Origin of the sequence: Stenotrophomonas sp. 3diitr2024 (assembly GCF_042136455.1) — a bacterium.
GTDB classification, from domain to species: Bacteria; Pseudomonadota; Gammaproteobacteria; order Xanthomonadales; family Xanthomonadaceae; genus Stenotrophomonas; species Stenotrophomonas sepilia.
The window spans coordinates 1-11474 of sequence record NZ_JBHHMJ010000829.1; the positions used below are offsets into that span (position 1 = coordinate 1).

At 65.4% G+C, this 11474-nt stretch carries 6 protein-coding genes; 1 reads left to right on the forward strand and 5 read right to left on the reverse strand.

From position 1 onward, the window contains the following. Positions 1-160: 160 nt before the first annotated feature. Positions 161-805 carry a hypothetical protein gene (locus ABGA94_RS22075; RefSeq protein ID WP_049411389.1) on the forward strand — a complete coding sequence of 215 codons (645 nt, stop codon included), beginning with the start codon at positions 161-163 and terminating at the stop codon, positions 803-805. Positions 806-936: 131 nt separating this feature from the next. Here the strand turns inward: ABGA94_RS22075 and ABGA94_RS22080 are convergent, their stop codons facing one another. The 5 genes from ABGA94_RS22080 to ABGA94_RS22100 form a co-directional block, all read right to left on the reverse strand. Then, on the reverse strand, positions 937-1683 hold the full coding sequence (locus tag ABGA94_RS22080; RefSeq protein ID WP_111128207.1) for a hypothetical protein: 747 nt from the start codon (positions 1681-1683) through the stop codon (positions 937-939). A 69-nt stretch (positions 1684-1752) separates the two neighbouring features. After that, the gene (locus tag ABGA94_RS22085) at positions 1753-6786 is read right to left on the reverse strand and encodes an ESPR-type extended signal peptide-containing protein (RefSeq protein WP_111128209.1); all 5034 of its coding nucleotides are present in this window, start codon (positions 6784-6786) and stop codon (positions 1753-1755) included. 66 nt (positions 6787-6852) lie between these two features. After that, the gene (locus ABGA94_RS22090) at positions 6853-7563 is read right to left on the reverse strand and encodes a pilus assembly protein (protein ID WP_111128210.1); all 711 of its coding nucleotides are present in this window, start codon (positions 7561-7563) and stop codon (positions 6853-6855) included. 18 nt (positions 7564-7581) lie between these two features. Further along, on the reverse strand, positions 7582-8715 hold the full coding sequence (locus ABGA94_RS22095; RefSeq protein WP_111128212.1) for a CfaE/CblD family pilus tip adhesin: 1134 nt from the start codon (positions 8713-8715) through the stop codon (positions 7582-7584). Next, the gene (locus ABGA94_RS22100; protein ID WP_375368102.1) at positions 8712-11438 is read right to left on the reverse strand and encodes a TcfC E-set like domain-containing protein; all 2727 of its coding nucleotides are present in this window, start codon (positions 11436-11438) and stop codon (positions 8712-8714) included. Before ABGA94_RS22100 ends, ABGA94_RS22095 begins: the two co-directional genes overlap by 4 nt. Positions 11439-11474 lie beyond the last annotated feature (36 nt).

Consider the following 11474-nt stretch of genomic DNA (forward strand, 5'->3'; position numbering starts at 1 on the left):
CCGAGCCCATGCTCGGCTCCGGGCGCCCGCGGTAGAGCAGCCGAGCATGGGCTCGGCTCTACAGGATCAACGGCACCCGCTTGCTCCCCTCCGTGAAATACCTACGCGGATGTCACATCCGTGCGCTAGTCTGTAGCCAGGTCGCAACAGGAGTCCTCGCATGCATCGCGCCCGTCAGCATGCTGCCAGCCAGACCCGCGAGCGGCGCCACCGCCTCGCCCACGAAGCCGCCCGCCTGATGGCCGAAGGCGGCATCCGCGACTATCACCAGGCCAAGTTGAAGGCCGCCAGCCGGCTCGGCATCCACGACGATGCCTCCCTGCCCCGCAACACCGAGATCGAAGACGCCTTGCGCGAATACCAGCGGCTGTTCGCCGGGCCCCAGCACGGCAATGAACTGCAGCGCCGCCGCGAGGCCGCGATGCGCGCGCTGGAGTTCCTGCACGGCTTCGCCCCACGGCTGGCCGGCCCTGTGCTGGAAGGCACCGCCGATGCCAACAGCCCGGTGCAGCTTCACCTGCACAGCGACGACCCGGAAGCCGTGCATCGCTTCCTGGACGAGCACGGCATTCCCGCTGAATCGCGGACGCGCCGGCTGCGCATGGACCGCGAGCGCAGCCTGGACGTGCCGGTGTGGGTGTTCAGTGCCGAGGAGCTGACCTTTGACCTGGCCGTGCTGCCGTACGATGCGCTGCGCCAGGCGCCGCTGTCGCCGGTGGATGAGAAGCCGATGCGACGCGCGTCTGTCGCACAGCTGCGGCAGCTGCTGGCCGAAGCGGAGATCACCGCGTATATCGGCGGGTAGCGGTAGCTCCGGCCTTGGGTGGTTCCGGCCTTGGTGGGTGCGGACCGTTGGTCCGCACGATGCATCAGGCATCCGGACACCTGACCGAAGAGCAGCCGAGCATGGCCCGGCCCTACAGGAGGTGCGTTGCCCTACCAGACATCATGGTGCTGCTCCTCCGTCTCATCGCCAAGCAGGCGCATCAGCCAGGGGGCTCCCGCCCGCTGCGGGTACGCCATCATCATCCGCGCGTGCATGTTCTGCAGATCACCCAGCAGCCAGGTCTGGTTGTAGACATCGCCGAACGGATCGGACCACGCCGTCTGTATCCGCGCGCGCTCACCGCCGTTGAGGTTGGGCATCCTGTCCAGCGGGATCTCCAGTACCGGCTCCAGCGCCCGGTTGATGGCCGCGTTCTCCGCCTCCGCCGCACGCATGAGTTCCAGCCGATGGCTCACCTGCCAGCACGGGAAAGGGAAGCAGCTTCCCGTGGCATCGATGTACGCCGCGATGTCGGCCAGCATGTGGGCCTTCAACTGCCACACCATCGCACTGTCCAGCAGCTGCCGCACCCGCAGCGTGCGCAGCGTGCCGGCACGGACATCCTCCGGGGTGGTGAACGGCTCGCCCGGGGTTGGGCCGCCATGCCGCACCAGCACGATGCGATGGATCGCCTCCTGGGTGATGTTCTCCACGCGCAGCGCGGCGGCCTCCGGATGCACGCGCGGCGGCGGCACACTCGATACCCGCCAGGTGTACCAGGCCGCCAAGCCCACACCCGCCACGCACAGCAGGGCGAACAGCAGCCAGCGGTCCAGATTGCGGGTGTAGTAGTAAAAACGTGCCCGCCACAGATAGAACGTGCGGTAGCTGATGAACCGGCTTACCCATCGATACATTGCCATTTCCTCGGCAAGAGCCCCGGCGCGGCGGGGCGGATTACGCGCGTCACGCCGGGGCTCCATGGCTTACCAGCCGATGCCCACGCCGACGCCCATGCTGCGCTCACCGCTGTTGGTGAATGCACCATTGAGGCTGAAGGTGGCCGAGCCCTTCTCGTTGAGCACACGCTGGTAGCCCACGGCCATCGCGGACTCACCCTCGCTGTAGCCCACGCCCGCACCCAGGCGGTTGTAGGTGGCCAGGCCGGCGGTGTTCATCGCCATCGCGGTCTGCGCGCTGCTCATCGCCGCCATGCGGTTGAAACGCTTGTCCATCTTGTCCAGGCGACGTTCGAAATTGCTGATCGCGCCATCGGTGTACTCGTTGGCGCGGGCCAGCATCTTCTCCAATTCAGCGGTGTCGACCTGCGGCTTGGGCGTCTCATCCTTCTTCGTCTTCGGCTGCGGCGCGGGCTTCTCACCCTCGCCGACCGACGCCACCTGCTGGCCGCCTTCGGCCTGCGGCACCGGTGCTTCCGGCTCCGGCGCCGAAGCGACGGCCATTGCCCGCGGCTGCGGCGCATCGATGCGCTCTTCCAGGCCATCGATACGGCCGTTGAGCTGCTGCTGCATCGAGTGCAGCTGACCACCATTGACCGCATCGCGGCTGCCGGCGGCAATCAGGCCATTGGCCACGTTGGAGATGACCATGCCGTGGGTTCCGGCGAGGGTGAGCTGGTTGAGACCGTCGGCGCGGACCGAGGGGGTGTCCTGGAACACGCTGCGCAGCTGGGACTCGACTTGGTTCACGCGCGAGGTGGTTCTGATGACTGCACCGTCGAGCGCCTCCAGCGCACCATTGAGGGTGGACTGGGACTGGCCCTGCATGGTGAAGCTGGGGCCAACAATGTTGCCGTTGGCATCGACTTCACCGCCGAGAGCAGAGAGCGCACCGCGCAGCTGGCCGACGGTGGCGGCGTTGTGGTTGGCGGTGCCGTTGGCGATGTTTACGAGGCGGCGTTGAAGAACCTCGTTACCAAATGATGCAACTCCCTTTTCGTTTGCTTCAGCACCAAGTCCCAAGGCAAGCGAACCATTGGCCCCCTTCAGGACCTTCGCACCGACGCCGAGAGCAATACCTCCGACTGCAGTTCCACCATCAAACTCTCCTACACCAGCTCCAGTTCCAATAGCAATGCCAAAGTCAGAACCGTCGAAGACGGTAGACCCGCGACCAAGTGCAACTGAATTCACACCAATTGCAAGAGCGCGTGTTCCTATCGCGGTTCCGCCTTCAGCACCTGCTTTCGCGGAATTTCCAAGTGCTACCCCAGCCAGACCTGCCTCCGCGCCGACAGTTGTGGGGGCCCCACCCACGCTAAGGAATCGACCCGCCTCCTCCAGAACATCGAGTCGACCATTGGTTGAGTACAGCTGACTTCCACGAACAACATCCGAACTGTCAGCCGACAACTTCGCTTCAGCCACGCCAGTCAAACGCGCACCGCCGAAATCGATCGGACCGCCCGCATGCAATCCGCGCATTGTCTGCTGGCCCATCTCCCGCTCCTTGCGCATCGCCTCCAGATCATTTCGATTCTGCGAGATCTTCTGCTCTGCGGCGTACAGCTGATTTCCCGTTACAGCATCACGGCTTCCTGGCGCCACCCGACCGTCAGCCAGATTGGTCAACACCATGCCGTTCGCGCCATTCAGCGCGATCTGGCTCATGCCATCGCCACGGGCCGAGGGTGAATCCTGGAAGATCGAGTTGAGCTGGCCTTCCACCCTGTCCGCACGGCGGCCTGCGGTGATGACAGCGCCATCGAGCGCCATCAACGCGTCCTCCACGGTGTTCTGCGTGCCGCCCTGAACCGAGTAGGTCGGTGCAATGATGTTGCCGTTGGCGTCCATGCCTGCGCTGCCGCCTAGGGTGGCAAGGGAATCCTTCAGCTGAGAGACGGTCGTGGCGTTGTGATCTGCGGTGCCGCGGGCAAGATTTGTAATTCGACGTTTGAGACTGTCATTGCCAACAGAAACAGTGTCGCTCTCAGCCACAACGGAACCAGCGCCGAGAGCAACGCCCCCATCTGCACCAGCCTCAACTTCCGAACCGGCGCCAATCGCAATTCCGTCAGTTGCAGCCACATGGGCGCCCGCGCCAAGTGCAAATCCGCCAACCGCTCCGGCCTCCACGCTGGCCGCGCGCCCAAGGGCAACGGAATTCCTGGCGAGTGCGCCAGCGAATGCACCCAAGGCGACCCCTCCTTCGGAATCGACTGATGCCACAGCACCGTTGCCTATCGCCACCCCGAACTCACCGGCGCGTGCTGAGGCCGCACCAGCTTCATTGCCTGCCCCAAAGAGACGGCTCTTCTCCTCGAGCACTGCTATCTTCAGATTGGAAGAGAACAACTGCCCACCGTTCACCGCATCACTACTGCCCGCACCAACGTCTGCGTCGGCAATTCCAGTGATCTTACGATTAGTGCCCAAGCTGTTGCGCACGTCCAACACAGTTCCACTATTCTTCTCGCCCAGACGGACATTCCCGTTGGCTGCGGTCTGGCTGACCAGTCCCTCCAGCGCACTCGTGCTGACCAACGCCTTGGCAGCGTCTGCCTTCGCAACCGTTGCATCCGCCTGCGCCGCCGTAGCCGCCTTCTCCACGGCAGCCACCTGCACATTAGTGGCATTCAGCTGCTTGCCGTTGACCGCCTCATTGCTGCTGGCGCTTACCGTGCCATCCGCTACACCGGCAACCTTCCGGCTGGCGTTGGCGCTGTTGCGCACGTCCAGTACGGTGCCGCTGTTCTTCTCGCCCAGGCGGACATTGCCGTTAACGGCAGCCTCGCCGATCAGCCCCTCCAGCGCACCGGTACTGACCAACGCCTTGGCAGCGTCCGCCTTCGCAACCGTTGCATCCGCCTGCGCGGCAGTGGCCACTTTTTCCACGGCAGCCAACTGCACGTTGGTGGCATTGAGCTGCTTGCCGTTGACGGCTTCGTTGCTGCTGCCCCCCAAGTCGCCGTCAGCCACGCCGGCAACCTTTCGGCTGGCGTTGGTACTGTTGCGCACGTCCAGTACGGTACCGCTGTTCTTCTCGCCCAAGCGGACATTGCCGCTGGCGGCGGTCTGAGAGACCAGGCCGGCGAGCGCGGTCGTCTCGGTCAGTGCCTTGGCGGCGTCGACCTTGGCGGCGTTGGCTGCCGTCTGCGCGCTCGTGGCCGTGCTCTGCGCGGTGGATACGGCCTGGTTGGTCGCGAACAGCTGATTGCCGGTGATGGCATCGGTACTGCCATTGCTGACCGCGCCATCGGCAATGTACTGGATCTTGCGCTTGAGAGTGGCGCTGCCCACCGAAACGGAGTTGACCGACGCCGTGACAGAGCCCGCACCCAGTGCCACTGCATTGTCATGGCGGGCATTGGCCCGGTCACCCAGTGCAACGGCGCTGGTGTTGGCCGATACCGCAAGATTGCCCAGCGCGGTAGCGAACTGCGCGGTGGCCTCGCTGCCACGCCCCAGCGCAGTGGACTGCTTTGCCGTCGCTTTGCTCAGGTTCCCCATTGCAGTGGCATGCTCGGCGGCCGCATTGGCGTCACCGCCTACGGCAATGGAGAAGTTTCCGCTGGCAATGGCCCGGAAGCCGGTCGCGACCGCGCCGTTCGCGCTGCGCGTATTTGCACCGATGGACACGCCGGCATTCTGGTTGTTCACCTTGTTGCCCTCTGCATCGACGCCGGCCAGCGCATCGAATCCGAGTGCGACACTGCGGCCGTTGTAGGCCTTGGCATTGTTGCCGATGGCGGTGCTGATGCCGTAGCTGCCCGACTCTGCAACCGCGCCCTTGCCCAGCGCCAGGGTGGTGGCATCGATACGGTTGGTGGCCGACTGGGCGAGCGTCCGAACGTCCGCGAGGTCTCCCTTTACGGTTCCCACTGCCGATTCCACTGTCCCCAGCCTGGTGTTCGTGGCGTTGAGCTGCTTGCCATTCACGGCGTCTGTACTGCTTGTCGTCAACGCTCCATCAGAAACGCCACTCACTTTTCGCGTCGCCAGTACTGCATTGCGCATGCTGACTTCCGTGCCGGTATTGCTGTTGGCAATACGCACTATGCCGCTCGCGGAATCCTGCTTGATCAGGCCATCGACCCGCTCGCTCATCGCATGCAGTTGCTTGCCGGTAACGGCATCTGAGCTGGAAGCCGTGATGCGGCCGTCTTCCACGTTCACAATTCTCCGCCGCAGCGTCGAACTGCCCACAGAGACAGTATTCACTTCGGTTGCGGAAGAACGCACACCCAGCGCAACTGCTCCTTGCGCGGTGGTCGACGCGCCGTAGCCCAGGGCCACGCCATCAATGCGCGCCTCGGCGCCACCGCCTATGGCGATTGCACCGGTGTAGCCCGGCGTCCCGGCCTTCGCAGCAGCACCAATGGCGATGCCGGAGTTGCCGCCGCCGGTATCGACCGAGGCTTTGCTGCCCAGGGCGACGCCATCAACGCCATTGGCGAAAGCGTTTGCGCCCATTGCGACCGCATTCTCGCTCTGTGACAACGAGCCACTGCCGACCGCAAGCGCGTTCTGGCGCGTTGCAGCTGCGCTGTTTCCGAATGCGGTGGAGCCGATGCCCTTGCCATAGGCGTTCGTGCCCACAATCGTGCTGTGACCGCCATTGGCGCTGGCATTGTAGCCAACGGCAACGCTGTCCACGCCGTTCGCATTTGCCTTGGCGCCGAACGCAGAACTGAAGTGCCCCTTCACATAGCTTTGGTGGCCAAACATGGTGATCCAGTCGCCATCCGCTACTGCCCCACCGCCCATGACGAGATAGTCCTGGCTTCCCAGGACAGCGTTTGCGTAGGAGACTCCCGACGTTCTACCAATGATCGGGACGCAGTTGACGTTCCCAGAGTCGGTGTAACTGCATCCCCCCATGTAGAAGGCCGCTGCTTCTGCTCCACTCAGGCCCGGCCCGATCTGCATAAGCGCGACTAGCGCTGTAGCCGTGCACGCTTTCGCCACGCGCCCGCCGCCCTGATTGCGGTTGATCAGCTCGCTGGCCACCTCCCAGCACCCCTTCGCCCGGTTCCAGATACGCCGATAGATTCGATTCATGGTCTTTCTCCTTAACAGTTTGCGGAAAAGACATCCCGCGCCATGCGCGGGACGCAGGGAGGGGGATCAGCTGGACTGGATGGCCACGTCCTGGACGTGCTCGCGATAACCGTCCTGGCTGAGCCGGTAGCGCAGGCGCAGCGAATTGCCCGGCTGCGGCTGGAACGGCAGGGTGAAATCGGCATCCGGATACAGGCTGTGCGAGAGGTCGTGCGGCGTGCAGACGCCGGCCGCCGTGCATTCGGCCGCATGCACAATGCCCACGCGCAGCGTGCCGCTGTTGTGCAGCGTGTTGCCGCGCACACTCAGGCTGACCACACCGTCGGTGGGCACCACGTTCACCAGCGCCCCCCACACCAGGCTGACGCCGACGTCGGCGTGCGCAGCGTCTTCGCTGCTTTCCAGTTCAGTGCCTTCGGGGCCGCGCACACCTTCGAAGTACACGCGGTATGCGGTTTCCTTCTGCACCGGCTGCAGGGGGATCAGCCGAATCAGGCGATTGCCACCGCCTGACAGCGCGAACTTGCCGGGCGTGATGGCAATGGCCGAATCGGCGACCTCGATATCCTGCTCCTGTTCGCGAGGCGTTGCCGGGTTGTCGATGCGTCGCAGGCTGGCCTGTACATACTGCGGGCGGGTGGACTGCGAGTAGACGCGGATCTGCGCACCCCGCTTGGCGTCCATCGCAGTTCGCATGGGATGGATGGACAGGTTGGCGTGTGCTGATGGCGCAAGCAGCGCACTCAACGGCAGCATCCAGACGATCAGTTTGTTCATGGCAGGCTCCGTGTGGGATCAGGGTTTGGCGGTGGGGACGCGCAGTTCCACCGTCAGCTCGCCCTCGTAGAGACCGGGGCGCTTGCTGGCGACGGGGGTGGGAGGTGTCAGCAATGTCAGCGGCGTGGGCACGCAATAGACCGGCTGGCTGATACCGGGCAGCATGACCAGGCGCAGTTCGGCGCCGTCGATGCCATGCAGCAGCTCTTCCACGCCATGCCGCATGCGGATATCGCGCCCGCCGTAGTTCAGGCTGACGTGGTAGTCCAGGCGCTGGCGGTCGTCGCTGCCGCCGTCGCGATGCCAGACCGCGAAGTCGCTGCCGGGTGGCGGGCGCGGCCCGCTGTCGCGCACGGTGACGCCGAGGAACTCGCTCTGCGAGCCGAGGCCGTCGTAGAGGCACATCTCCAGCTGCTTGCGGCCGCCCACCATCTGCTTGATGGGGTCGTAGCGCAGGTCCATGTTGACCAGCGGCGCGACGGTGTCGAAGGCCGGGAAGTAGATCGAGATCGCGTCGTAATCGGTGACGGTGAATGCAAGATCGAAGACATAGGTCGCCAACAGCGGACCGCCACGGGTTTGACGCAATTGGAGTTCAATCCGCCCTGCCCACGCCCCTGCAACCAAGCGCTTCAGTTCCGAGCTCCGAATGGCAAGAGAGACACCTATTCCGCCGGATATCAGCGGTCGGCATACATCTGGTACAGATGACCAGATCGGATAGATCAGTGAGCCCCAGTGATCCGAAGAGCAGTTAGGGCCATTCAACGGCCTCTTGATGTAGCCGAGTGCATGAATCTCCGTGCGAAGTCCAGTTCGCTGATCAGTCATGTAAAACCAAACGGGGAGCGCATTGCCACGTGCTTCCGGATTTCCAATCACTGGACAGCGTCCGCGGGATGCATCGGTATCGGACAGGCAGACAAGGTGAGAAACTTCATAAGGGGAATCTGGACCTTCCTGAAAGGCCAACAACGTCATCGGCGACCAGAGCACGACTTCGGCTGGGACAGCTGAGCGGTCCCAGCTTTCGGTGACTCGATGGGTCTCATCTGTCGGATGTATTTCCGGAAACTTCTGCGCCCACGCCCGCGGCATCAGCACGGCCAGCGCGCACACCAGCATCAACACGAACAACACACGCCGGCTCATGGCGTTCCTCCTGCAGCAGCGGTCTGGGGCGTGGCGGCAATCAGCGCGCGTTCCTGCAGCAGCCGGGTGACGCGTGCCTGCTGGCGGATCTCCGCCGGCAGCTGGGCCACGGCCAGCGGTTCGCAGTGCACGGCACCGACCAGCAGCACCACCTGGCGGCGCTCGCGCACCTGCAGCGGGCAGTGCAGCAGGCGGTCGTCCTGCAGCAGGTAGAGCGTTGTCTCGCGACGCGGGAAGTCGGCGACGAAGCCGCCGTTGGCGCTGGTGCCGGGCACCGGCGCGTTGAGGATGCGGGCGCCGCCCAGCGGCGCGCCGGCAAGCGTGCGGGCGGTGCCGATGAAGGTGTAGGTCACTTCGATCGGCACCGGCATGCGCATCAGCCGCCCCGGGGCCAGGAACAACGGGCGCGCACCGCCCACGCCGCTCACGCGGATGGCGGCCATGCTGGCGTCGTTGCTGGCGTCCTGCAGTTCGGCACGGTGCGACTGGTAGGCGGTCAGCGGCAGCAGCCGGCGCTCGCCGATCTGCAGCCGTTGCCGGCCTGCGCCACTCACCTGCAGTTCGGCCGCCACGCCCTGCAGATCCAGGTCATCGGTGGCGGCTACCTGTACCGCCAGCCCGGCATCGGCGCCGGTGCCTGCGCCCCAGTAGGCCCCCCGCCGGCCCAGCGCGAAGGCAGAGCTGTGCGTGCCGCTGTAGGCAGTCTCGCTGCGGCCATGCTGCTGGTAGTACGCCACGGTGGCGCCGGTCTGTCCGTAGCGGTTCTGCAGCTGCCTGCCCAGCGATGCGCTGTAGCGGTCGCTGTTGTTGGCGCGCAGCTCGGAGGTCAGCTCACGGAACTGCGCGTCCACCTCCTGGCGATAGCTCTGGCCGACGCTGTAGTTGATCTCCGGCCGCTGGTGCTGCGGCTGGCGCATGTCCACCGCATAGCGGCGCTGGCCGTTGCCAACATGGCTGCGCTGCAGGCGGGTGAAGCTTACGTTGAGGTAGATGCCACGGTCGCGCGTGCGGGTGTCGCGGGCACTGTCGTGGCTGAGCTGCTGCCACAGGCCCAGCCGCGTGGAGACGCTGAAATCCTGCCAACGATGGCTGCGGCTGAAGCTGGCCTGCCAGGTGCGGCTGAGCTGCGGCTCACGGTGCGGTTGCAGCGGTTGCGGCGGCAGGAACGGATCCAGTGGCGCCAACGGATCATCGTCACCAGGACGGCTCCAACCGGTGCGCCAGGTCTGGCGCCGGGTATACCCCAGGTACGCAGTACCACCGGCGATCGGCAGCGAGACCGATCCGCTGAGCGAGTTGGTGCAGCCCAGGCGGTCCCGCGCATCGGCCTCGAACTGGCAGGCCTTGCCACGCATGCGCTGCTGGTAGATGTTCCAGGACGCCTTGCGCCGGTATGACAGCTGATGCTGCTGGCCGTGGCTGCCATCGCTGCCGCGCATGCCGCTGAACGTTGCGCGCATTTCCTGCGTGGCCAGCACGCGGCGCAGGTCGACGCGCAGTTCGCCATAGCTGTGCCCGCCCAGATGGGCAACGCCCGCGGTAACGGCCAGGTCGCGTGCCAAGGGCACGCGCATGCCGGCCACCGCCACCTGTTCTCTGTCGAAGCGATCGCTGCGCCGCTCGTTGCGGCGGCCACTCTGCACGAACCACTGCCATTGGCTGTCGGTCCAGTCACCGCCCTTGTCGAAGGGGGCTTCTTCGGTACGCACCAGCACGCCATCCTCGTAGATGCGCATGCGCACCAGGTAGCTGCCGAACGGGAAGTTGCGGGTATCGATCTGGTTGATGCCGGCCTGCAGGTAGTAGGTCTGCAGCAGGCGCTCGCCGTCGAACACGTCCACGCGCGCATCGCGGGCGAGCAGGACCGTCAACGGCGAGGCCTGCACGGCAGCATCGCTGTCCACGTAAGCCTGGGTGGTGCCCACGCGGGCACCGTCGAAGCGGTCCAGCGGCAGCATGCTGAAACCGAAGGTGCCGCCCTGTGGGCTGGACAGGTTGCGGCGGTCCATGCGCCCGGCCTGCAGGTAGTACTGCTGGCCCAGGTCATGGCGGTAATAGACGTTGTCGAATTCGAAATGCGCATCGCCACCGCTGCTGCGGTAGCGCTGCTGGGTGAAGTACCAGTCGGCGGACATATGGCCCCGCTGGAACAGGCCCAGAACGCCGGTGCCGCGCGCACTGAACGACTGGTAGTCGCGCCCACCGGTAAGGTTGAGCACCTGCTGGTGCAGGAAAGCGTTCTCGGCATTGCTGCTGAGCGCGTGGAAGCGTTCCGCGGCGGGCTCGCCACCGATCCACTTGCGCGCCACGAACAGGCGCACGGCGCCCTCGCCTTCGTCATACAGTGCGCGCGCGGCCGCAGGGTCTTCCGGGGGATCCAGATAGCCGCAACCGGCCTCGGCGCCACCGAAGCGGCAGGCCAGGTGGCTGTTGCGTGGCAGCGGCTGCGACAGTGCCGGCAGCAGCGCGGCCTGCGCCTCGGCGGACAGGTCCAGTGCCTGCAGCACGCGCGCGGGATCTTCCAGCTGCACATGCTCCAGGGTGACGCGCACCGGCGACAGCCCGGCCGAGCGGCCGAACAGCTGGATGTCGAGTTGTTCGGTCTGTCCTTCGACCAGATCTTCGAAACCGGGCGGGACGCCGCGCGCGGCCGCCAGCGGAGTGGACAACGCCAGGGCGAGCGCGACCGCCAGCCGGGTGACGGCGGGGGCGTGTGAGGTCATGGGGGTACCGCTGGAGAAGCGGCCGGCCCGGGAACC

Coding starts and splice junctions, on each gene's coding strand:
- ABGA94_RS22075 (WP_049411389.1), top strand. CDS start 161: ATGCATCGCGCCCGTCAGCATGCTGCCAGCCAGACCCGCGAGCGGCGC.
- ABGA94_RS22080 (WP_111128207.1), bottom strand. CDS start 1,683: ATGTATCGATGGGTAAGCCGGTTCATCAGCTACCGCACGTTCTATCTG.
- ABGA94_RS22085 (WP_111128209.1), bottom strand. CDS start 6,786: ATGAATCGAATCTATCGGCGTATCTGGAACCGGGCGAAGGGGTGCTGG.
- ABGA94_RS22090 (WP_111128210.1), bottom strand. CDS start 7,563: ATGAACAAACTGATCGTCTGGATGCTGCCGTTGAGTGCGCTGCTTGCG.
- ABGA94_RS22095 (WP_111128212.1), bottom strand. CDS start 8,715: ATGAGCCGGCGTGTGTTGTTCGTGTTGATGCTGGTGTGCGCGCTGGCC.
- ABGA94_RS22100 (WP_375368102.1), bottom strand. CDS start 11,438: ATGACCTCACACGCCCCCGCCGTCACCCGGCTGGCGGTCGCGCTCGCC.